This window comes from Stenotrophomonas sp. P5_A9, from assembly GCF_056400525.1.
In genome coordinates this window covers 137,486-159,218 of sequence record NZ_JBFULC010000001.1, presented here as the reverse complement: position 1 = coordinate 159,218, position 21,733 = coordinate 137,486, and the positions used below count along the sequence as shown (strand labels likewise).

The following is a 21,733-nucleotide window of genomic DNA, read 5'->3' as shown; positions in this document are numbered from 1 at the left end:
GCAACGTGGCCATTCCGATCGCGGCGGTGGGGTATTTCAGCTACTTCTTCCCGATTCTGTCCGAGCCGCTGCCGCGCTGCCTGGCGGTGCTGGCGCTGGTGTGGGCCTTGAGCTTTGCCAACGTGATCGGTCCGTCGTTCGTCAGCAAGCTGCAGACGGTGACCACCAGCTTCGCGCTGGTCCCGATCCTGGGCATTGCGATCTTCGGCTGGTTCTTCTTCGACCCAACCATCTTCAAGGGCGCCTACAACGTGTCCGGCGAGTCCAACTTCGGCGCGGTGTCCAGTGCTGCCGCGCTGACCCTGTGGGCGTTCATCGGCGTGGAATCGGCCTCGGTGACCGCCGGCGTAGTGGAGAACCCGGAGAAGAACGTGGCGCGCGCCACCCTGGCCGGTGTATTCCTGGCCGCGGTGGCCTACATCGCCAGCTCCTCGGTGATCATGGGCATGGTGCCCAATGGCGACCTGCAGGTGTCCGATGCGCCGTTCGCGCTGGCTGCGGCCAATGCAGTGGGCGGGTGGGGCGGTGCGCTGGTCAGCCTGTGTGCCTTCGTCGGCGCGGCCGGCTCGCTTGGCGGCTGGATCCTGCTGACCGCGCAGAGCGCAAAGGCTGCCTCCGATGACGGCCTGTTCCCCAGCATCTTCAGCAAGACCAACAAGGACGACGTGCCGGTCAAGGGCGTGCTGATCGTGGCAGTACTGATGACGGTGGCCGTACTGGTCACCTCCACCTCCAAAACCGCCTCGGCGCAGTTCGATGTGATCACCTCGGCCGCCGTGGTGCTGACCCTGCTGCCCTACATCTATTCCTGCGTGGCCTGCTACTTCGTGGTCGAGCGCTCGCACACGTTGGTGCATACCGGCGCGTTCTGGCTGCTGACCAGCGTGACAGTGGTGTACTGCTTGTGGGCGATCTTTGGCTCGTCCGGCAGCATCGTCCAGTACGCCTTCCTGTTCGTGCTGTTCATCACGGTGTTCTATCCGTTCTTCAGCGAAGAGCGGCGCCGCCAGCGCGGTCTGCCCGCGCTCGATTCTGCCGTCCGCGCGACGCTTTCGTGATATTGCCCCAGGAGAATCCCCGTGTACTTCAAGTCCCTTGATTACCCCATCATCGTCATCGACGACGATTACGAGTCACCGCGGATCGGCGGCATCCTGATCCGTGCGCTGGTGGACGAGCTGCGCAAGAGCGACCAGCGCGTGCTGTGTGGCCTGACCCTGGCCGATGCGCAGGCTGGTGCGCGCACCTATGTGGCTGCCTCAGCGGTGCTGATCTCCATCGATGGCACCGAAGAGAATCCCGAGCAGTTCCAGCGTCTGCTTGCCTTCCTGCGCGAGCAGACCGCCCGCCGTGCCAACCTGCCGGTGTTCCTGTACGGCGAGCGGCGCACCATCGAGAAGGTGCCGAGCAAGCTGCTGAAGTTCGTGCACGGCTATATCTTCCTGTTCGAAGATACCAAGAGCTTCATCTCGCGCCAGGTGATGCGTGCGGCCGAAGACTACATGGCCAACCTGCTGCCGCCGTTCTTCAAGGCGTTGATCCACCACACCGCCGAGTCGAATTACTCCTGGCATACGCCTGGGCATGCCGGCGGCGTGGCGTTCACCAAGTCGCCGGTGGGACGTGCGTTCCACCAGTTTTACGGGGAAAACACCCTGCGCAGCGATCTGTCGATCTCGGTGCCGGAGCTGGGCTCGCTGCTGGACCATACCGGCCCGATCAAAGAGGCCGAGAACGAGGCGGCGCGCAACTTCGGTGCCGACCATACCTTCTTCGTCACCAACGGCACTTCCACCGCCAACAAGATCGTCTGGCACGGGACCGTGGGGCGGGGCGATGTGGTGTTCGTGGACCGCAACTGCCACAAATCCCTGCTGCACTCGCTGATCATGACCGGCGGCATCCCGGTGTACTTCACCCCCAGCCGCAACGCGCACGGCATCATCGGGCCGATCAGCCTGGACCAGTTCACCCCCGCGTCGTTGCAGGCGGCCATCGCGGCCAATCCGCTGGCCAGCAAGGCCTACAAGGCCGGTTCCAAGCCGCGCATCGCGGTGGTGACCAATTCCACCTACGACGGGCTGTGCTACAACGCTGAGAAGATCGCCGAGGAAATCGGCAGCGCGGTTGATTTCCTGCATTTCGATGAAGCCTGGTATGCGTATGCGGCCTTCCATCCGTTCTACGAGAACCACTACGGCATGGCCAAGGGCAAGCCGCGCGAGCAGGATGCGATCATCTTCACCACCCATTCCACCCACAAACTGCTGGCCGCGTTCTCACAGGCCTCGATGATCCATGTTCGCAATGCGGCCAGCCGCGCGCTGGACGCCGAGCGTTTCAACGAAGCCTTCATGATGCACACCACCACCAGCCCGCATTACGGGGTGATCGCCGCGTGCGATGTAGCCTCGAAGATGATGGAAGGGGCGGCCGGTGAGTCGCTGGTGCAGGAGATGCACGATGAGGCCATCGCTTTCCGACGCGCGATGCTGCACGTGCGCGAGGACCTGGGCCGCGACGACTGGTGGTTCAGCGTGTGGCAGCCGGACAAGCTGGAACGGTCACTGGCCAAGGGCGATGCACCGGCACCGATGGTGGCCAAGCGGAGCGAATGGTACCTGCAGCCGGATGCACACTGGCACGGGTTCGATGGCCTGGTTGAAGACTATGTGCTGATCGATCCGATCAAGGTGACCCTGCTGACCCCGGGGCTGTCGATCGATGGCGATATCGGCCAGCGCGGCATCCCTGCGGCGGTGCTGAGCAAGTTCCTGTGGACGCGCGGCATCACCGTGGAGAAAACCAACCTGTACTCGGTGCTGTTCCTGTTCTCGATGGGCATCACCAAGGGCAAGTGGAGCACGCTGGTCACCGAGCTGATGGCGTTCAAGGAGCTGTATGACGCCAACGCGCCGCTGACCCGCGCCTTGCCGGGGCTGGCGGCGGACTTCCCGGTGGCGTATGCCGGCTGGGGCCTGCGCGATCTGTGCCAGGCGCTGCACGAATTCAACCGCCAGTTCGCCGTGGCCAAGGTGATGCGCGCGATGTACGTGGACCTGCCCGAGCCGGTGATGACCCCGGCCGAGGCGTACGACCACCTGGTGCGTGGGCAGATCGAGCGGGTGGACATCGAGCAGATCAGCGGGCGCATCGCCGGCACCATGCTGGTGCCGTACCCGCCGGGCATCCCGACGATCATGCCGGGCGAGCGTTTCGGCGCCAGCGATGAGCCGATCATCCAGTCGCTGCGCATCGCCCGCGAGCAGAACGCGCGCTTCCCAGGCTTCGAGTCGGACGTGCACGGGCTTATCATCGACCGCGACGGCGACGTGCCAGGCTACAAGGTGGAGGTGCTGAAGGTCTGACGCCTGCGCGCCGGACCTTCGGCAAGCGATGGATACAGCACGCGAGCAGCGGGTCCTCACGTTTTCCATCGGGGTAACGATGGCGGTCAGCGCCATCGGCTTTGTCGGTGGCCTGCTGGTGGGGTCGCAGGCCATTCTGTTCGACGGCGTCTACAGCCTGGTCGACGTGGCCCTGACCCTGGTGGCGCTGTCGGTGCTGCGGCTGGTGGCGCGGGAGGAAAGCCCGCGCTTCCAGTACGGGTACTGGCACCTTGAACCGATGGTGGAGGCTTTGGGCGGGGCGATCCTGTCGCTGGCCTGCATCTATGCGTTGGCCAATTCGATCATCGGGCTGACCACCGGCGGGCATGAGGTCAAGGCCGGCCCCGCGTTGCTGTGGGCGGCCGTATTGTGCGTGAGCAACCTGGGCATGGCCGCGTTCGTGCGTGCCCGCGCGCAGCAGCTGAAATCGGCGCTGTTGTGGCTGGACGTACGCGCCTGGCTGTTGAGCGGTCTGATGAGCCTGGCGGTGGTGCTGGCGTTTGCGATCGCGCTGCTGCTGCGCGATGGCACGCACGCACACTGGATTCCCTACCTGGACCCGCTGGTGTTGGCGGCGATCAGCGTGGCGGTGCTGCCGGTGCCGTTGCGCAGTGCGTGGAAGGCCATGCGCGAGGTGCTGCAGGTGGCGCCGGATACGCTGGACGCGCGCGTGCAGGCAGTGATGAAGGACTTCGTGGCCGAACACGGCTATCTGGATTTCACCAGCCACGTGGCCAAGATGGGGCGCATGCGCTTCGTCGAGATCCACATCCTGACCCATCCGGAAACGGTGATCGGCAGCATCGGCAATGTGGACCGGCTGCGCGATGACATCGCCGGGCGCCTGGACGCGCGCGGTAGCGAGTTCTGGTTGACCATCGATTTCACCGCCGATCCGGCCTGGACCTGATTCGGCGCGCAGCGCTCAAGGTGGGGACCTCTGGCCCTCACTGGACGTCGAGATGATCGTTGCGTTCTGCGGCAGTGACACCACGAACGGGTAGCGCGGCAGCAGCCAGGGGTAGTCTCGCTCCAACACGGCGTGGGCGTCATCCCGACGGTCGTTGAAGGCCAAGTCGTGCGCCATCACCCGGCGGGCATCCTGCTGGCTCGGCTCGCCCGTCACGACGTACACATCGCCAATGTAGGTGGCCTTGCCGGCCTCGATCGTGATGTGTGGGGCATCGGCCTCGTCCAGGGCCAAGGTCTGACCCTGCCGGTAGAACAGCAGTCCGATGTAATAGCGCCCGGCCTTGATCCGCAGCGAGGTGGTGGGCTCGTTGCAGACGATCACACCCTTGAAACGGTACGGGCCGATCAGCCCCTTGGCCGAGGTGCCAGGCGCGTACAACTGCATGCCGAAGGTGTTATCCGGGCAGTGGCTGGTGGTGATCAGCAGCCCTTCGTCGGGCTTGAGCGTGGCGCTTTCCTTGAGGTTTTGCGGCCCGGCCAGGCAGGGCAGGGCGACCAGCAACAGCAGTGCAGTCCAGACAATTCTCATCCTGAGCTCCCGTGGGGTTCTTCGTGAACGTGCTTTGGCGGGCGTACGACCCGCGCGGATGGCCGGGAGTGCTCGAATCATCCATGACTGCACCGCAGCGTTGCAATGCGCTGCGTTGACCTCAACCGAGGTTRAGGCACGAGACTGCGAACTCACTCCCTGACCAAGTCTTCCCCCATGTTGATCGATACCCCTGTCGCGCCCGCCGGCCTGTTCGGCTTCATCAATCCATCCGGCCTTTACGACCCGAGCGCGAATGGCTATTCGCATGTGGCGGTGGTGCGCCTGCCGGCCCGCGTGATCCATATCGCCGGGCAGGGCGGGGAGACCGCCGATGGCGCGTTGTCGCCCCGCTTCGAGGCGCAGGTCGCCCAGGCGCTGGACAACCTGAGCCTGGCGCTGGCGTCGGCCGGGGCCAGCTTGGCCGACGTGGCCAAGCTCACGGTGCTGGTGGTTGATCACGATCAGGACCGTTTGGGCATCCTGTCCGATCAGATCGGTCGGCGCTGGCCATTGGGGCGTGCCCCGACCTGTACGTTGATCCCGGTACCGCGACTGGCACTGGACGGGATGCTGTTCGAGATCGAGGCGACGGCGTACACCGCGTAAGCAACAATGTTGGCAGTGAATATATGAAGCGTATATGATGCGTATATTCTTCGTATCCAGGGCATCCCCATGGGCATCGTCAACATCGACGACGAACTGCACGACAACCTGCGCCGCGCCAGTGGTGTGTCCGGCCGCTCGATCAATGCCCAGGCCGGCTTCTGGATCAAGATCGGGATGCTGTGCGAGATGAATCCCGGGATGAGTTACCAGGAGATCGTCGGCCGCGAGCTGCGCGCGGCCGGGGTCGAGCCGGGTGCGTTGCGGGTGGCCGAAGCATGATCAAGACCGCTGAAGAGCAGGCGTTGATGCGCGCATCCGGGCGTCTGCTGGCACAGGTGTTCGAGGCGTTGGATACGCTGCCGCTGGAAGGCATGAGCACGCTGCAGGTCAACGACTGGGTGGAACGCTTCATCGTCGATCAGCTGCACGCGCGGCCGGCCAGCAAGGGCCAGTATGGTTTCGCCTACGTGTTGAACAGCTCCATCGACCGGGTGGTCTGCCACGGCGTGCCGTCGGCCGATGACGTCCTGCGCAGCGGCAGCATCGTCAACCTGGACATCACGCTGGAGAAGGACGGCTACATCGCCGACGCCAGCAAGACCTACCTGATCGGCGAGGTGGACTACGCGGCCAAGCGGCTGGTGCGGGTCACCCGCGAGGCGATGTGGAAAGGCATCGGCGTGGTGCGTCCGGGCGCGACGCTGGGCGATATCGGCTTTGCGATCCAGCAGCATGCCAAGGCGCACGGCTACAGCGTGGTCAAGGAGTTCTGCGGGCACGGCATCGGCCGGGAAATGCACGAAGAGCCGCAGGTGCTGCATTACGGTCGCCGCGGCGATGGGCTGGAACTGGAGGAAGGCATGACCTTCACCATCGAGCCGATGATCAACCAGGGCCGCGCGGCCATCGACATGAGCGAGGACGGCTGGACGGTGACCACGCGCGACGGCAAGCTCTCCGCGCAGGCCGAGCATACGGTGCTGGTCACTGCCGATGGGGTGGAGGTGTTGACGCTGCGTGCGGGTGAGCAGACGGGACGCTGATGGCGACCCGGTCGGGCACGACCCGGCGCTAGCCGATGTCGCCGCTGCGCGTGGACACCAGCTTGAGGAAGGCCTCGTTCTGGTAGCGGCTCATGCGCAGCTGCTGGCCGGTATCCATGGTGACCACGTGGTGGCCGTTGAACCAGGGATGGATGGCCTTGACCCGACGCACGTTGACGATCGCCGAGCGGTGCACCCGGGCGAAATGGYGCGGGTCCAGCCGCGCGGCCAACGTCGCCATGGTTTCGCGCAGCTCGTGCACGCGGTCGACCAGGTGGATTTCCACGATGTTGCGCGCGGCCTTGATCCAGACGATGTCGTCCACCGCGATCAGCACCACGTGCTCGTCCACCCGCACCGGAATGCGTTGCAGGTAGTCCTCGCGCTGGCGCAGCGCATCCAGTGCCTGCAGGATCTGCACCGAGGCCTGCGCGCCGACGCCACTGGCGGCCGACAGCCGGTGCTTTGCGCGCTGCAGGGTGGCGGCGAAGCGCTCGCGGCTGAACGGCTTGACCAGGTAATCGATGGCGTTGGCCTCGAAGGCCTTGACCGCGTACTGCTCGTACGCGGTGACGAACACGGTGGCGGGCATGCGCTCGGCACCGATGGTGGCGACCACGTCCATGCCGTTGATGGCCGGCATCTGGATGTCCAGGAACACCAGGTCCGGGGATTGATTGCGGATCGCGGCCACCGCCGAGACCCCATCGCCGCACTCGCCGACGATCTCGATATCGGTATCGTCGCGCAGCAGGCGCACGATCGCGTGGCGCGCGATCGGCTCGTCATCCACCACCAGCGCGGTGAGGGTCATGCCGGCGACAGGCCGGGGTTGAATTCGGGTGCATCCTCGGCGCTCTCCAGCACGCGGAAGGGCACGCGGATGCGGCACACCACGCCTTCGGGCCACATCATGTCCAGGCGCACCTCGGCGGCATCGCCGTAGAGTTCCTGCAGGCGCAATCGCGTGTTGGACATGCCGATGCCATGGCCGGCCGAGGCGGTCGGCTCGGCGGAGAGGGTGCTGTTGCGGTTGCGCACTTCGATGCACAGCGCGTCGCCGTCACGCCGCGCCTCGATCTCGATGGTGTCGCTGCCCACGCGTTGGCCGATGCCATGGCGCAGGGCGTTCTCCACCAGCGGCTGCAGGATCAGGCTCGGGACGGCGCACTCCAGCGTGTCCGGGGCGATGTAGGTGCGGGTGGTGAGGCGGTCCTTGAAGCGCACACGCTGGATGCCCAGGTACAGCTCGATCAGGTCCAGCTCCTGGCGCAGGCTGATTTCCTGGCCGTCGTAGTCCTCCAGGAACGCACGCAGCAGCTCACTCAGGCGCAGCAGCATGTCTTCGGCGGACAGCTTGTCCTCGTCGAGCAGGGTAATGATCGCGTGCAGCGTGTTGAACAGGAAATGCGGCTGCAGCTGCGACTTCAACGCGAGCAGACGCGACTGCGCCAGCTCGGTGGCCAGCTGGCTGGCTTCCAGTTCGCGCCGGGCCTTCTCGGCGTGGAAATGCAGCGCCTGCTGGATCGCAAACAGCGTCCAGTAGGTCAGCAGGCCAATGGCGAAGTGCTGTTCCAGGAAATACCCCAGCTGCTCGGCGAACCCGCTGGGTTCGAACAGGGTGGAGACCAGCGCGCCCAGCACCATCGCGGCGAAGGTGACGCACAGGCTGGCCAGCACCTGCGCGCCCAGACCGTGGAAGCGCAGCGTGCCGCGCACCGGGAAACGTTCGGCCAGGCGGAACACCGTCGGTGCCAGGGCGGCCCAGGTATACCACTGGATCAGCGACCAGCGGGCCAGATCCCAGAACGGCCAGTTGGTGCGGGGCAGGCCGACGTTGATCGCGTTCTGCATGGCGAACACCAGCGCCACCAGCGTCCACAGGGCGATGTAGCGGGACAGGCGGATCTGGGTGCTGCCAAGGCGGATGAGCATGGTCGGTCCTGCGCCGCGGGTGTGCGGCAAGGGGCATCTTAGGCGCGGGGGGAGGGGGCGGGAAGCGCCATGACGGCCCATTACGATTGGCCCGCGCGTGGCGACGATTGGTCCCGGATCGATTGGCGGCGGGCGATGGCCGGTGCCTGATACGGACGTCCTTCACCGCTACGGAGATGCCGCCATGTTCCTGATCCGCCCTGTCCTGATCGCTTCGCTGTGCTTGATCCCGCTGTTGGTGACCGCCCCGGCGCAGGCCGGCGATGCACGTTACCTCGGCCTGCTCAACCGCGCCCACGACAGCGTCGTCGCGCTGGAGGTGGCCCCGGCCGGCAGCGATGCATACGTCGCCCGACCGATCGACAGGCTCGACGGGGGCGGCGGCAGCGCCACCGTGCGCCTGGGCGAGGCCGGCTGCCGGTTCGATGTACGGCTGCAGTTCCGCAATGGCCGGCGCGCGGTCTATCACGGGGTGGATGTGTGCACCGGCGACACGCTGGCGATCGCGCCGCTGCCGCGTGGGCGCGACGATGTGGCCGTGGCCGTGCAGTCGCGCTGAGCGCACCGGTCGTCCGGGCATTGCATCAGAGGGGGGGCGGTGGTTCCGGGGGAGCGCGGATCACGCCGCGACGGGCGCGGCCAGGCCCTCGCGTTCCAGCGCGGTGCGCACCGAGGGGCGGGCCTGCACGCGCTGATACCAGCGCTGCAGATTGGCCAGCGCATCGAAGTGGATGTCGGCCTTGTAGTACGAAGTCAGCCACGCCGCCTGGCCCCAGCCAACCAGTGCGAACAGGTAGGCGTCGGCGACGCTGAAGGTGTCGCCGGTGAGGTAATCGCGTTCGGCCAGTTGCGCGTCGATCCAGGCGACACGTTGCGCGAGCTTCGGCCGTGCGGTGTCCACATACTTGCCGGCGGCGGTGGCGTACAGCAGGGGGATGAATCCCTTGTGGATCTCGGTGGCGAGGAAGCTCAGCCATTCCTGCAGGCGGTAGCGCGCCAGCGTGCCGTTCGCTGGTGCCAGTGCGCTGGCCGGATGCTGGTCGGCGAGGAACTGCAGGATCGCCGCGCCTTCGCGCAGCACGCTGCCGTCGTCCAGTTCCAGCGCCGGCACGTAGCCAAGTGGATTGACCCGCAGGTAGTCATCGCCGTCGGCGGTGCGATGGGTGCGGTGATCGACCTTGACCAGCGTGGCGGCGATGCCGAGTTCGTTGAGCACGATGTGTGCGGCGAGCGAGCAGGCGGCGGGCAGGTAATAGAGCTTCATTGAGGTATCCAGGACGGGGAGGGGGCCTCTGCGTGAGGCGTCCTGCCGCATTCTAGGAGCGCGGTATAAAAACGGAAGAAGGCACTATCCTGTGGTGTAGGTACATAATTGTTACCTCYCGCCTTCTGGACCCTTCGATGAAAGACACCGTCTCCGGCTGCTCGGTGGAAGAAGCCATGCGCCTGCTCGGCGGGCGCTGGCGGCTGCTGATCGCCTCTTACCTGCTCGATGGGCCGAAGCGCTTCAACGATCTGCGCCGCGACATTCCCGCCATTTCCCAGCGCATGCTGACCCTGGACCTGCGTGCACTTGAAGCGGCCGGGCTGGTCAGCCGCACCGTGTATCCGACGGTGCCGGTCAAGGTGGAGTACGCGCTGACCGAGGACGGGCGGCGGTTGCAGCCGGTGGTGGAGGTGATGCAGGTGTTCGGGTTGTGGGTCAAGGCGCGTGCGGCCGTCGTCGATGCGGACGCGGTGCGCTGACCGACGCGTGCATCACGTGCGTGGATTCACTGGTCGGCGGCGGCGGCGGAACGGAACCCGATGACCTTGTCCACGGTGAAGCCGGGCAGCATCGCGCGCAGTTCATCCAGCATCTTCAACCGCGACGCCTCGGCGCTGTCGGCGGGAAGGCCAGCAGCAAGCGCACGCTGGTAGGTGTCCAGCCCCGCCGCCTGCAGCGCCGGTTCGCAGTGCGATGCCGCGGCAAGGGCGATCTCGGTGGCGCTGGCGCTGCTGCGGTAATGCTGCTGGGCGTAGGCGAAATGGCAGTCGAGCAATGCGGTCAGCAGCGGGTCCCGGCTCGGTTCCGGGGTCTGGGCCAGTGCCGTGCTGCCCAGGACGAGGCCGGCAAACAGTGCGATGCAGCAGCGGTGGTGCATGGGGTTTCCTGGTGGGGCTGTCGGGCGTAAGCGCTCAGCGCTGGGGCAGGGTGTCGACCGGCGCCTGCGTGGCCATCAACCCGGCCACCCAGTCGATGAACACCCGCAGTTTGACGCTGACATGCCGGTTCGGCGGAAACGCAACATACAGCGGCATCGGCTCGAGGTGCCAGTCCGCGAACACGCGCACCAGTTCGCCATTGGCCACGTGCGGGGCGGCCATGTAGGTAGGCAGCCATAGCAGGCCCAACCCGGCCACACCGGCGGCGAGATAGGCGTTGCCGTCGTCCAGTGCCAGCCGGTGGCGGCCCTGCACGGTGATGCGTTCTTCGCCACGCTGCATCGTGTAGGGAAGCACCTTGCCGTTGCGCGAGCGCAGGTAGCCGACGATGCGGTGGTGGCTGTCGATCAGGGCGCGCGGGTGGTCGGGGATACCCGCCTGGTTCAGATAGGCCGGTGCCGCGTGGATGCCGGCCTGCAGGTCGCCGATGCGGCGGGCGACCAGCGACTGATCGGTGATCGGGCCGCCGCGGATCACCGCGTCCACGTTCTCACCGATCAGGTCGATGTTGCGATCACTCACGCCCAGATCGAGCTGGATGTCCGGGTAGCGGGCCAGGAAGTCGGGCAGGGCGGGGACCAGCACCAGGCGCGCGAGCGGCGCGGGCACGTCGATGCGCAGGCRTCCGCGTGGCAGGGCGGCGGCGCCGGACAGGCTGGTGTCGGCATCGTCGATGTCGGCCAGCAGGCGCACCACCCGTTCGTAGTACGCCGCGCCGTCAGCGGTGACGTTGACCTGGCGGGTGGTGCGGTTGAGCAGGCGCACCCGCAGCCGCGCCTCCAGTTGCTGGACCAGTTGGGTGACGGTGGTGCGGCTCAGCTGCAGGGTCTGGGCCGCCTTGGTGAAGCTGCCGGTTTCCACCACGCGCACGAAGGCCTGCATTGCATCGAAGCGGTCCATGGGGCGCCTTACGGAGTGGGATTGTTTGGATTCTACAAATAGTGATGGTCGGTCTGGGGCGTTTATCCAGGCCGGCGCGGCCTCTACCGTAGTGGCATCACAACAACGGGCCACCGGCCCGGGAGAAAACGATGGCAACCCGTGACGTGGTCTTTCCGCCTGGCCGGCAGGCCCTGTACGAGCGCAACCGCTATTCGCCGGCGGTGCGTGCCAATGGCTTCCTGTTCGTCTCCGGCCAGGTCGGCAGCCGCGAGGACGGCTCGCCCGAGCCGGTGCTCGAGGACCAGGTGCGGCGTGCGTTCGACAACCTCAACGCGGTACTGGGGGCTGCCGGCTGCACCTTCGAGGACGTAGTCGATGTGACCGTGTTCCTGGTCGATCCGGAGCGGATCTTCGAGCGGGTGTGGGCGATCGTGCCCGAGTACTGGGGCCAGGCGCCGTACCCGACCCTGACCGGGATCGGGGTGACGTGGCTGTATGGGTTCGATGTGGAGATCAAGGTGATTGCAAAGCTGCCGGACTGAGGGCCGTCCGGGCCGTGCGCCGGCCAGAAACGTGGGGCGGTGCCCGGTGGTAGAGCCACGCCATGTGTGGTTGGCAGCGCTCATGACGCGGCAACGGAGGCCAGCCACGCATGGCGTGCCTCTACCGACGCAGTAGGCCTTCACGCGACTGCGCCAGCCCGATGGCGATAGTGCACGGGTCATTCTGCTGCCCCGCGCCTACCTACATGCCCCTGATTCCCGAGCGCGTCCAGCGCTGGCCCCGGCCGTGGCGCCTGGCGTTGTTCTCGTTGCTGGCGCTCTACGCGCTGTATCTGATTGCCGGTAACGTGTTCCTCAATACGCCGCTGTTTGATGCGGTCACCAACCGCAAGCCTGAAAAATTCACCATGCAGACCGGGCCGGCGCTCACCGTGCTGCCGGGCCAGGCCATCGTGTGGAACATCCGCATGCGCGGGCAGGCCGGGCATACGGTCTACATCTTCCGCGCCGACCGGGCCAGCGCCTGGATCGATCTGGTGGCGCTGTTCCGCCGCGAGGTACGGATCCCGCGCATCGATGCCACGGGCGTGGAAGCGGACATCCAGCGGGTGGACAAGGCGATTCCGCCACCGCCGCGCAGCGATCGGGGCTGGACGCTGCGTTTCGACGCGATCCACAGTGATTCCATCCGCAGCGGCCAGTTCGGCAAGCTGCTGATCGTGGGGCAAGGGCATGGCAACGTCGGCTTCCTCAAGCAGCTCAAGGGCGGGCCGTCGGAACTGTTCGATTCCACCGCCGGCTTCGAGCAGGCGACAGTCAGTTTCGACGGGGTGAAGGTGCTGGACGAGGCGCATCTTGGCGCACGCTTCCACTTCCCGCGTCACTATCGTGACCAGGCGCCGGGGCTGCGCAAGTTCGAGATCACCTGGGCGCAGCTGCAGATCGATGCGCGCAGCCAGGCGTTGGAAATCGACACCGGCGGCGCGCATGTCAAGGTGGGCAGCGCCCCATCGAACGCGCGGCTCAATGCCGATGTGGTGCTGGACCAGGGCGCGTTGCAGGCCGGCAGCCGGGTGGTGTGGCGGGTGCCGGTGCATGCCGGCATCGATGCCGATGACCGGGGTTTGCTGTCCCTGCAGCTGGATGTGGCGCAGGACATGCGGGTGCAGGCGCGGCTGCCGCGGGATCCGGAAACCGGCAGTGAACTGCATGCCGACCTGCGCGTGACCGGCACGAAGATTCCGTTCCGGGCGCCGGCCGAGCTGCTGCCCCGGTTGTCCGGGCAGGTGCAGGGCGCGTGGAAGTTCGAGTCGTTGAACTGGATCGCCGATCTGTTCGTGCGCAAGCCATGGTTCCACCTGGATGGTGGCGGGCTGCTGGAGGGCGACCTGAAGATCGCCGATGGCCAGCTTGCGCCGGGCAGCACGCTGGACATTCCGCAGGTGGCGGCCGTGGCCGAGGTGGCCGGTGTACGTCTGCGCGGCGATGCCAACGCACACGGCAGCATCGTGGCGGGCGCGCCGGCCCAGGCGCAGCTGGACGTGAAGATTCCGCAGTTCCTGGCCGCGCCGACGAACGCGCCCAAGGCGTTGTTGTTCGATGGGCGCGCGATGGCCCTGACCCTGCGCGGGGACGCCCGCCTGCAGCAGTTGCGTGACGGCATGCGCGCGCGCCTGCGCTTCAAAGATGCGCGGGTGCCGGACCTGACCGCCTACAACCGCTACCTGGGCAACGACAACGTGCGCCTGCTCGGGGGCACCGGCCTGCTCAGCGGCGATGTCGAAATGGATTCCTCCGGTCGTGTTGGCACCGGCCGGGCCGACCTGCGGGGACGCGGTGCGCAGTTGCAGGTGGCTGGCATCGCCATGCGCGGTGATGCACGGCTGAAGGCGCGCGTGCAGCGGGCCGATTTCGATGCCAAACAATTCGACCTGGGCGGTACCACGATCGATCTGCGCAGTATCCGTGTCGGCGATGCGGGCGGTGAAGAGAACTGGTGGGGAACGGTGGTGGTGCGCAAGGGCCATATCGATGCGGCCGCGCCGTTCCAGGTGGATGCCCAAGCCGATCTGCGCCTGCGCGATGCCGGGCCGTTGCTGGGCGTGTTCGCCGAGCGCAGCGCCTATCCACGCTGGGTGCTGGGCCTGCTGGATTCGGGCGAGGTGCAGGCCAGCGGTCAGCTGCGCTGGCGCAGTGGCGAGCTGCGCGTGGAGGATCTGCAGGCCGAGAACGAACGCCTGTCGTTGCGCGCCCGGCTCGACCTTGCACATGCGCAGCGGCGGGGGGATCTGTACCTGCGCTGGGGCGTGCTGGGTGCCGGGATCGAGCTGCAGGGCCAGCAGCGCAAGTGGCACCTGGCGGGCGCGCGCGAGTGGTATGACCAGCAGCCGCGGTTGTTGCCGGCCAGTGGGTCGGCGCCGTAGTTTGGCGGCTTCGGCAGCCACGCATGGCGTGGCTCTACCCGGGTCCGATGCGGTGTTAGGCATGGTCCGGGATGTGGCGTCACGGATCGCAACCCGGCAGCAACGGGGGTAGAGCCACGCCATGCGTGGCTGACGCGGTGTCCGGGTCAGGCATTGCCGCAGGGTGAAGATGCCGATGGCCATCCCATCGCTGGCCGAGCGCATGGTGGGGTGGGCGCCCGCCCGGTAGCGCATTGGCCGGCTGTCACTGCAACTGCAATCCCTGCGCGGCGGTTAGTTGCCCGTCGAGCGGATGCAGGTGGTGGCGGGCCTGCGGACCGTTGCTGTCGAAGCGGCCGAGCAGATGTCCTCGAAGGCGACCTGCTGCATGGCCACGGCGTGGTGGCGCGCTGGTGTGGTCATGGCGTCGCTTCCGGGGCTGGCGCAGGCCAGTAGAAACTGTCCGAGGTAGCGCGCGCGCCGAAGATGGCCTGGCCGACACGGACCACGGTGGCCCCTTCTTCGATGGCCAGGTCGAAATCGCCGGACATGCCCATCGACAACTCGTCCAAGGTAACCCCCTCAGGCAAGGTCGGGCGCAACCGGTCGCGCAGGTCGCGCAGACGCGCGAAGCAGGGGCGGACCAGGGTCGGGTCCGGCGAGAACAGGGCCAGAGTCATCAGCCCGCGCACGCGCAGCCGGGTGAACGCCGGCAACTGCTGCAGGAAGTCGGCGACCGCGATCGGGTCCAGCCCGTACTTGCTGGCTTCACTGGAGGTGTTGACCTGCACGAACACGTCCAGGTCGCGCTGCTCCACTTCCAGCCGTCGGTCCAGGGCCTCGGCCACGCGCAGGCTGTCCAGCGCCTGGAACTCGCTGGCGAAACGCGCCACCTCGCGCGCCTTGTTGGTCTGCAGGTGGCCGATCACCGACCAGCGGATCGGCAGGTCGGCCATGGCCTCGGCCTTGGCCTGTGCCTCCTGCACCTTGTTCTCGCCCAGTTCGTGGCAGCCTGCCTCCCAGGCCAGCCGCAGCCGCGCTTCATCCACGGTCTTGCTTACCGGCAGCAGGCGCACGCTGGATGGCGCGCGGCCAGCGCGGGCGCAGGCGTCGGCGATGCGTGCATGTACGGCTGCGAGGTTGTCGGCGATCTCCGCGGCGGTCGTGGCCTGCGGCCAATCAGGGCGTGGGTTGGACATCGCGTACTCCCGGAAGCTCGGCCGGTATGGTGGCATATCCGCGCGGCCGGATGGCACGCGCACCTCAGGGCGCGCTGGGCGTGCTCGGGCGCACGTAGTGCGATTGGCCGTTGTCGCCGACGAAGATCAGCTCCGGCTTGCCCTGCCATGAGGTGAGCATGGCGCCGGTGCTGTTCTGGTGTTTGAGCACCAGGGTGGCGCCCCGATCCGGGTTGGCGGTGACCTTGAAGACTTCGGTGGTGCCGCTGGCATCGTCCAGGGTGAGCATGGCTTCATCGCCGACATCGGCGGTGCCGTAGCCGCCACGTTCGGAGCCATGGGCGTCGAGCAGGATCATGCCGGACAACGGCGAGGCGCGCGGCCCCTGCGACACCCCCTTGCTCAGCGGATCGGGCACCGGCGCCCCCAGGATCAGCCGGGCCTGGCCGTTGCCGTCCTGGATGACCAGACCGCGCGCGGTGATCACCCGGTCCTCGGCCTGGCTCTGGTGCAGGCGCACAGCGGTCCAGCCGGAAACAACCAGGGCAAGGCTGGAGACGATCAGTGTGGTGACGGTAAGTGCGCGGGACAAAGGCGGCTCCAGATCCTTGGAAGGCAGCGACAATACCGGACGGGCCGATGGGGACACCAGTCGGGAAAGTCTGCAATTGCGGTGATCGTGAAGTGGATCACGCGCTGCGCGCGGGCACTCAGTGGAAGTCGCGGCTGCGTGTACGCACGCCGTCGATCAGGGCATCGATGTTGTACATCTGCCGCACGATCAGGTGCTGCACGCCGTCCACGCGTTCGAGGCGGCCGTCGATCTGCATCATCTGCGCTTCGACCAGCACGCGGTGCTGGCGGTCGGCGATCTTGCGCCAGACCACGGCATTGACCATGCCGCATTCGTCTTCCAGGGTGAGGAAGGTGACCCCGCTGGCGGTCTGCGGGCGCTGGCGCATGCGCACCAGCCCGGCAAAACGCACGCTGCGCCCGTGCGGCAACGCGGCCAGTTCGTCCGAGCGCTGGCAGCGGCGCTGGCGCAGTTGCGGGCGGATGAAGGACACCATGTGCCGGCCGAGCGTGGTGCCGGTGCTGTTGTAATCGGCCTGCATGTCCTCCAAAGCGCTGGGCAGCGGCAACGGCACGCTGGCTTCGACGGTGGCGCGCGCGGTGTCGAACAGCGGCAGCGGTTTTTCCACGCCGGACACTTCCCAGCGCGCGCGATGGCGATGCCCGCTCAGGCCTTTCAATGCGCCGGCGTCGGCAAGCAGGCCCTGGTGGCGACGGTCCAGCCGCGCGCGTTGGCTGAGATCGGCCACGCTCTCGAACGGCAGCCGTGCGCGTGCCTGCACCAGCGCGGTGGCCACGTCTTCGCTGAAGCCGTCGATCAGGCGCAGGCCCAGGCGGATGCCGAACGGCCGCCCGGGTGCGGTGGGCGCCACCAGCGTGCAGTCCCAGTCGCTGTGGCGCACATCCACCGGCAGCACCGGCACGCCATGGCGGCGCGCGTCCTGCAGGATCTGGTCGGGCGTGTAGAAGCCCAACGGCTGGCTGTTGATCAGGCTGGCGGCGAATGCGGAGGGATGGTGGCACTTGAGCCAGCAGCTGACATAGGTGATCAACGCGAAGCTGGCCGCGTGGCTCTCCGGGAAACCGTAGCTGCCGAAGCCCTTGATCTGTTCGAACAGGCGCTCGCCGTATTCGCGGCTGTGGCCATGGGCGGCCATGCCGGTGAGCAGCTTGTCGCGGTGCGGCTCCAGCCCGCCATGGCGCTTCCACGCCGCCATCGAGCGGCGCAGTGCATCGGCCTCGCCGGGGCTGAAGCCGGCGGCGGCGACCGCCAGTTGCATCACCTGTTCCTGGAACAGCGGCACGCCCAGGGTGCGCTTGAAGACCTTCTCCAGCGCGGGCGGGTAGTCGATCTCCTCGATGCCTTCTTCCTTGAGCTTCTTGCGCCGGTTCAGGTACGGATGGACCATGTCGCCCTGGATCGGGCCGGGGCGCACGATCGCCACTTCGATCACCAGGTCGTAGAAGCAGCGCGGCTGCATGCGCGGCAGCATCGCCATCTGTGCGCGCGATTCGATCTGGAACACGCCCAGGGTGTCGGCGCGGCAGATCATGTCGTAGGTGGGGCCATCGCCGGAGGGAATATCGGCCATGCCCATCTTCGGCGCGCCATGCGCGTGCAGCATGGCCAGGCATTTGCGCACGGCGGTGAGCATGCCCAGCGCCAGGCAGTCGACCTTCATCAGCCCGGTGGCGTCCAGGTCGTCCTTGTCCCACTGGATCACGGTGCGATCGGCCATGGCCGCGTTCTCCACTGGCACCAGCGTGGACAGGGGGTGTTCGGAAATCACGAAACCGCCCGGGTGCTGGGACAGGTGGCGCGGAAAATCGACCAGTTCGCTGGTCAATGCCACCACCCGCCGCATCAACGGCGTGTCCGGGTCGAAGCCACGCTCGCGCAGGGCCTCGGGCAGGGGTTCGTGGCTGCTCCAGCGGTCCAGGCACGCGGCCAGTTCGTTGACCTGGTCCGGCGGCAGGCCGAGCACGCGGGCCACGTCGCGCACCGCGCTGCGGCCGCGGTAGCTGATGGCCACGGCGGTGAGCGCGGCGCGTTCGCGGCCATAGCGGTTGAACACGTACTGCAGCACTTCCTCGCGGCGCTCGTGTTCGAAATCGATGTCGATGTCCGGCGGTTCGTCGCGCTCGGCGGAAATGAAGCGCTCGAACAGCAGCTCCATGTCGCTGGGGTCGATCTCGGTCACGCCCAGCACGTAGCACACCGACGAATTGGCCGCCGAGCCGCGGCCCTGGCACAGGATCTGCTGGCGGCGCGCGAAGCGCACGATGTCGTGCACGGTCAGGAAGTAGGACTCGTACTGCTTGGTGTGGATCAGGTGCAGTTCGTGTTCTATCTGCGCGCGCTGCTTGGCGGTGGCACCGCTTTTCCAGCGCCATTGCATGCCTTCCTCGACCAGCGTGCGCAGCCAGCTGGCCGGATCGTGCCCGGCCGGGATCAGTTCGCGCGGGTAGGTGTAGTGCAGCTGTTTGAGGTCGAAGTGGCAGCGTTCGGCGATGCGCAGGGTTTCGGCCAGCAACGCGGGCGGGTACAGCGCGGCCAGCGCCTGGCGGGTGCGCAGGTGGCGCTCGCCGTTGGGAAACAGCCGCCAGCCGGCATCGGCGATGGTGCAGTGGTGGCGTATCGCGGTGAGGGTGTCCTGCAGGGCGCGGCGGCGGCGGACGTGCATGTGCACATCACCGCTTGCCACCAGCGGGAGGGCGTGTTCGTCGCCGAAACGTTGCAGCGTCGCCAGGCGTTGCGCATCGTCGGCCTCACGGTGCAGCTCCACCGCCAGCCATAGCCGCTGCGCGAAGCGCGCCTGCAGCCAGGCGGCATCCTCTGCCGTGGGCGTGCGGTCCAGCCACAGGCACAGCAGGCTGGCCGGCAGCGCATCGAAGTCCTCGCGCACGCAGCGGTACTCGCCCTTGGGCGCGCGCCGGCGGCAGGTGGTGATCAGCTGGCACAGGCCGGCGTAGGCGGCCAGGTCGGTGCATAGCAGCACCAGCCTGGGGCCGTCCTCGATCTGGAACTCGGCGCCGGTGATCAACGCCAGGTCGTGTTTCTTCGCGGCCTGCCAGGCGCGCACGATGCCGGCCAGCGAGCATTCGTCGGTGATCGCCAGCGCGCGGTAGCCCTGGCCCTTGGCGCGGGCGAACAGTTCCTCGGCGATGGACGCGCCACGCTGGAAACTGAAGGCCGACAGGCAGTGCAGTTCGGCGTAGTCGGGCAGGGCGGTGCTCATGCGAACCAGCCGTGCAGCATCCACGGGCCGCCGCGCGTGTCGGCACTGGTATAGGCCCAGCCACGCTGGCCCTGCGCGGTTTCCACCACGTAGTAGTCGCGGCGGATATCGCCTTCGTCCCACCAGCCCGATTCGATCCGTTCGGGGCCGGACAGGATGCGCAGGTGCGGATCGAGCAGCGGTTGCGGGCGCGGCAGCAGCCAGCCCGGGCGTAGGGGCAGCGGCGGCGGCGGGCCTTTGGGCGCGCCGTGCGCATCGCCGCTGGCCCGTTCCGGGCGGTGCTCGGCACGCAGTCCCAGGCCCTGCACGGCATCGTCGCCGAGGCGCGCGCRCAGGCGTTCGCGCACCTGTTCCCAGGGCATCGCCTGTTGCGGGCGCGGGTCGAACAGGTCGCGCGCGGCCGGCACGAACGGTGGCAGGTGCTCGGCCTGCAGGCGCAGGCCACGGCTGCCGGCCGGCAGCTGCAGGTGGTCCACGCGGTTGCGGGCCAGCTCGAACAGCATCGCCGCATCGCGCTCGGGCGCGAGCAGGCCGATGCTCAGGCAGGTGTCCGGGTGCTGGTCGTGTTCGAACCACAGGTCGAAACGCTGCACCCCGCCATCGCGCGAACACAGGAACGCGGCCAGGTCGCCGGTCAGGCGACGCAGCGGGAACAGCAGGGCCTGGGTGGACTCGATTTCGTAATCGAACTCGATGCGCGCATCGAAGCGGTCCGGTGGCTGGAAATAGCGTAACGGCGGCGTACTGATTCCGCGCAGCGCGTCCAGGTGGGCCAGCACCTGGGGCGGGAAACGCCGGGCCAGGCTCTCGCGCGGCAGCTGGAAGGCCGCGCCCAGCGTGCGCAGGCCCGAGCGCGCCAATACCGTGACCGCCTCGGCGGGCAGGCCGCTGCGTTCGATCGGGAGCTGCGCCAGGGTGGCGTCCAGTTGGCTGGCGTCCACGCCCAGCCGTGCATGCGCGCGAGTCAGTACCCAGGCCGCATGTGGATTGGGCGCGGCAACCAGGCGATGGCGGAAACCGAGGTCCTTCAAGCCATCGCAGAGACGCTTTTCGATCGCCGGCCAATCGCCGAACAGCGCGCGGCTGGCGCCGATCTCCAGCGCCAGCGCGTGCGGGAAGGCCAGGCTGACCTGCGAGCTGATGCCGTACAGCCAGCTGGCCAGCAGGTGCCGGGTGGCCTGTTCGGCGCGCGGGTCATGTTCAACGGTGAGCATGTCGCGGGTGAGTACCTGCGCGGCCGAAAGCAGCATGCCGCGACGCAACCCCAATTGGCGGGCCGACGGGCTCACCGCATGCAGCACGCGGCGCTGCGCCGGGCCGCTGAGCAGCACCAGCGGCACCGACGGATCGGGCTGCTGGCGCAGGGCGGCATCCAGCGCCAGCTGTGGCAACAAGAGGCAGGCCCAGTGCACGGCGGCCGCTCAATGCGCCAGCGACAGCGGCAAGGGCTGCGCCGGGGCCATGCCGCCGCGACACTTGAGCACGCGTACCTGGCCGTTTTGCAGTTGCAGGCGCAGCGGCGCCGGTGAACTGTTGCGCGCCTGGCGCAGGTCGCGGAAGGCAAACCCCAGGCACTGGCCGGTTTCGGCGGCCACCTGCAGCCGGCGCAGGGCGCGGTCGTCGGCCTGCTGCGGCCAGCACAGCACGGCGGCGCAGGCCGCAGAGCGCAGGCACTGTTCGGCGGCCCACAGGGCATCGCGCGGGGCTGCCCGCACCACCTGCACCTGGTTCAAGGCCAGCCCGGCACCGGCCCAGCCGGGTGCATGCGGCAGGTAGGGCGGGGCAATCAGCACGATGGTCTGCTGCTGCTGGCTCAGCCGCGCCAGGGTCGGCCAGACCAACGCCAGCTCGCCGTGCCCCGGCGCGGCCAGCAGCACCTCCGACAGCGCCGCCGGCGGCCAGCCGCCGCCGGGCAGGCGGGCGTCCAGCGCCGGGTGGCCGGTAGGGTGCGGGGCCGTGGCCGGCGGCGTGGCCTGCGGCCTGCCGCGCCAGACCTGCCGGCTTTCCAGCAACTGGTCCAGGGCCAGTACCGCGCCCATCAGCGCACCTCCCGAAGGGGCTGGCGCAGGCAGGCGGGGGCGGCAAGGCGGGGCATGGCGGGCAGTATCGGCAGGGTCGGTGTCAGGGGCTGAGACCGACAATCCTACCGGCAATTAGTAAAAATGCTAACGATTCGCGCGACGGCAGTTTGAACGCAGCCGGGGTGATGAATGCTTCAGCCAGTGGCCTGCCCGCCGCTTCAGCGGCCGTGGGGGTCAAGTCGATGTGGAG

At 67.6% G+C, this 21,733-nt stretch carries 22 protein-coding genes; 10 read left to right on the top strand and 12 right to left on the bottom strand.

Annotated elements, in window-relative coordinates; translation table 11 throughout:
* The 3 genes from AC1DR7_RS00760 to AC1DR7_RS00750 form a co-directional block, all read left to right on the top strand.
* Positions 1 to 1,058: amino acid permease (locus tag AC1DR7_RS00760; RefSeq protein WP_478076358.1), on the top strand; the 1,058-nt coding region annotated here is incomplete at its 5' end.
* 21 nt (positions 1,059 to 1,079) lie between these two features.
* The gene (locus AC1DR7_RS00755) at positions 1,080 to 3,368 is read left to right on the top strand and encodes an Orn/Lys/Arg family decarboxylase (RefSeq protein ID WP_478052563.1); all 2,289 of its coding nucleotides are present in this window, start codon (positions 1,080 to 1,082) and stop codon (positions 3,366 to 3,368) included.
* Positions 3,369 to 3,396: 28 nt separating this feature from the next.
* Positions 3,397 to 4,299, top strand: a complete 903-nt coding sequence (locus AC1DR7_RS00750; RefSeq protein ID WP_478052371.1) for a cation diffusion facilitator family transporter — start codon at positions 3,397 to 3,399, stop codon at positions 4,297 to 4,299.
* 15 nt (positions 4,300 to 4,314) lie between these two features.
* Here the strand turns inward: AC1DR7_RS00750 and AC1DR7_RS00745 are convergent, their stop codons facing one another.
* Positions 4,315 to 4,890 carry a hypothetical protein gene (locus AC1DR7_RS00745; RefSeq protein ID WP_457319420.1) on the bottom strand — a complete coding sequence of 192 codons (576 nt, stop codon included), beginning with the start codon at positions 4,888 to 4,890 and terminating at the stop codon, positions 4,315 to 4,317.
* A gap of 177 nt (positions 4,891 to 5,067) precedes the next feature.
* Between AC1DR7_RS00745 and AC1DR7_RS00740 the strand changes: the two genes are divergently transcribed.
* The 3 genes from AC1DR7_RS00740 to map all read left to right on the top strand — a co-directional run bounded on the left by AC1DR7_RS00740 (position 5,068) and on the right by map (position 6,545).
* Positions 5,068 to 5,499 carry a RidA family protein gene (locus AC1DR7_RS00740; protein WP_256774163.1) on the top strand — a complete coding sequence of 144 codons (432 nt, stop codon included), beginning with the start codon at positions 5,068 to 5,070 and terminating at the stop codon, positions 5,497 to 5,499.
* A 69-nt stretch (positions 5,500 to 5,568) separates the two neighbouring features.
* A complete protein-coding gene (locus AC1DR7_RS00735; RefSeq protein WP_179458689.1) occupies positions 5,569 to 5,781 on the top strand; it encodes a ParD-like family protein in 213 nt (70 codons plus the stop codon).
* A complete protein-coding gene (map, locus tag AC1DR7_RS00730) occupies positions 5,778 to 6,545 on the top strand; it encodes a type I methionyl aminopeptidase (RefSeq protein ID WP_256774164.1) in 768 nt (255 codons plus the stop codon). The genes AC1DR7_RS00735 and map overlap by 4 nt, the downstream gene beginning before the upstream one ends.
* Positions 6,546 to 6,573: 28 nt before the next feature.
* Here map and AC1DR7_RS00725 read toward each other — a convergent pair whose 3' ends face one another.
* Entirely contained in the window at positions 6,574 to 7,359 is a 786-nt protein-coding gene (locus AC1DR7_RS00725) for a LytR/AlgR family response regulator transcription factor (protein WP_478076357.1), read from the bottom strand.
* Positions 7,356 to 8,480, bottom strand: a complete 1,125-nt coding sequence (locus AC1DR7_RS00720) for a sensor histidine kinase (RefSeq protein ID WP_457317913.1) — start codon at positions 8,478 to 8,480, stop codon at positions 7,356 to 7,358. The genes AC1DR7_RS00725 and AC1DR7_RS00720 overlap by 4 nt, the downstream gene beginning before the upstream one ends.
* A 184-nt stretch (positions 8,481 to 8,664) precedes the next feature.
* Between AC1DR7_RS00720 and AC1DR7_RS00715 the strand changes: the two genes are divergently transcribed.
* Entirely contained in the window at positions 8,665 to 9,039 is a 375-nt protein-coding gene (locus AC1DR7_RS00715; RefSeq protein ID WP_478051537.1) for a hypothetical protein, read from the top strand.
* 60 nt (positions 9,040 to 9,099) lie between these two features.
* On the opposite strand, the gene gstA is transcribed toward AC1DR7_RS00715, so the two are convergent.
* Positions 9,100 to 9,744 carry a glutathione transferase GstA gene (gene gstA, locus AC1DR7_RS00710; protein ID WP_457317911.1) on the bottom strand — a complete coding sequence of 215 codons (645 nt, stop codon included), beginning with the start codon at positions 9,742 to 9,744 and terminating at the stop codon, positions 9,100 to 9,102.
* A 137-nt stretch (positions 9,745 to 9,881) separates the two neighbouring features.
* Between gstA and AC1DR7_RS00705 the strand changes: the two genes are divergently transcribed.
* Positions 9,882 to 10,226 carry a winged helix-turn-helix transcriptional regulator gene (locus tag AC1DR7_RS00705; RefSeq protein WP_256774169.1) on the top strand — a complete coding sequence of 115 codons (345 nt, stop codon included), beginning with the start codon at positions 9,882 to 9,884 and terminating at the stop codon, positions 10,224 to 10,226.
* A 26-nt stretch (positions 10,227 to 10,252) separates the two neighbouring features.
* On the opposite strand, the gene AC1DR7_RS00700 is transcribed toward AC1DR7_RS00705, so the two are convergent.
* Positions 10,253 to 10,624 carry a hypothetical protein gene (locus tag AC1DR7_RS00700; RefSeq protein ID WP_457317910.1) on the bottom strand — a complete coding sequence of 124 codons (372 nt, stop codon included), beginning with the start codon at positions 10,622 to 10,624 and terminating at the stop codon, positions 10,253 to 10,255.
* A gap of 34 nt (positions 10,625 to 10,658) precedes the next feature.
* On the bottom strand, positions 10,659 to 11,585 hold the full coding sequence (locus AC1DR7_RS00695) for a LysR family transcriptional regulator (protein WP_478076356.1): 927 nt from the start codon (positions 11,583 to 11,585) through the stop codon (positions 10,659 to 10,661).
* A 131-nt stretch (positions 11,586 to 11,716) separates the two neighbouring features.
* Between AC1DR7_RS00695 and AC1DR7_RS00690 the strand changes: the two genes are divergently transcribed.
* Together AC1DR7_RS00690 and AC1DR7_RS00685 are read left to right on the top strand one after the other, a co-directional pair.
* Positions 11,717 to 12,109, top strand: coding sequence for a RidA family protein (locus tag AC1DR7_RS00690; RefSeq protein ID WP_256774172.1), 393 nt, complete (start codon positions 11,717 to 11,719; stop codon positions 12,107 to 12,109).
* A gap of 206 nt (positions 12,110 to 12,315) precedes the next feature.
* The gene (locus AC1DR7_RS00685; RefSeq protein WP_457317907.1) at positions 12,316 to 14,493 is read left to right on the top strand and encodes a hypothetical protein; all 2,178 of its coding nucleotides are present in this window, start codon (positions 12,316 to 12,318) and stop codon (positions 14,491 to 14,493) included.
* 273 nt (positions 14,494 to 14,766) lie between these two features.
* Here the strand turns inward: AC1DR7_RS00685 and AC1DR7_RS00680 are convergent, their stop codons facing one another.
* From AC1DR7_RS00680 to imuA, 6 genes are all read right to left on the bottom strand, one after another.
* On the bottom strand, positions 14,767 to 14,895 hold the full coding sequence (locus AC1DR7_RS00680; RefSeq protein ID WP_256774174.1) for a hypothetical protein: 129 nt from the start codon (positions 14,893 to 14,895) through the stop codon (positions 14,767 to 14,769).
* A complete protein-coding gene (locus AC1DR7_RS00675; protein ID WP_457317906.1) occupies positions 14,892 to 15,671 on the bottom strand; it encodes a YggS family pyridoxal phosphate-dependent enzyme in 780 nt (259 codons plus the stop codon). Before AC1DR7_RS00675 ends, AC1DR7_RS00680 begins: the two co-directional genes overlap by 4 nt.
* Before the next feature lie 64 nt (positions 15,672 to 15,735).
* The gene (locus tag AC1DR7_RS00670) at positions 15,736 to 16,242 is read right to left on the bottom strand and encodes a hypothetical protein (RefSeq protein ID WP_457317905.1); all 507 of its coding nucleotides are present in this window, start codon (positions 16,240 to 16,242) and stop codon (positions 15,736 to 15,738) included.
* A 118-nt stretch (positions 16,243 to 16,360) separates the two neighbouring features.
* Positions 16,361 to 19,462: an error-prone DNA polymerase gene (locus AC1DR7_RS00665; protein ID WP_478054576.1), complete on the bottom strand. Its 3,102-nt coding sequence runs from the start codon at positions 19,460 to 19,462 to the stop codon at positions 16,361 to 16,363.
* Complete coding sequence (locus AC1DR7_RS00660) at positions 19,459 to 20,874, bottom strand: Y-family DNA polymerase (protein WP_478076355.1); 1,416 nt, start codon at positions 20,872 to 20,874, stop codon at positions 19,459 to 19,461. Before AC1DR7_RS00660 ends, AC1DR7_RS00665 begins: the two co-directional genes overlap by 4 nt.
* A 9-nt stretch (positions 20,875 to 20,883) precedes the next feature.
* Complete coding sequence (imuA, locus tag AC1DR7_RS00655; RefSeq protein ID WP_256774179.1) at positions 20,884 to 21,501, bottom strand: translesion DNA synthesis-associated protein ImuA; 618 nt, start codon at positions 21,499 to 21,501, stop codon at positions 20,884 to 20,886.
* Positions 21,502 to 21,733: the final 232 nt, after the last annotated feature.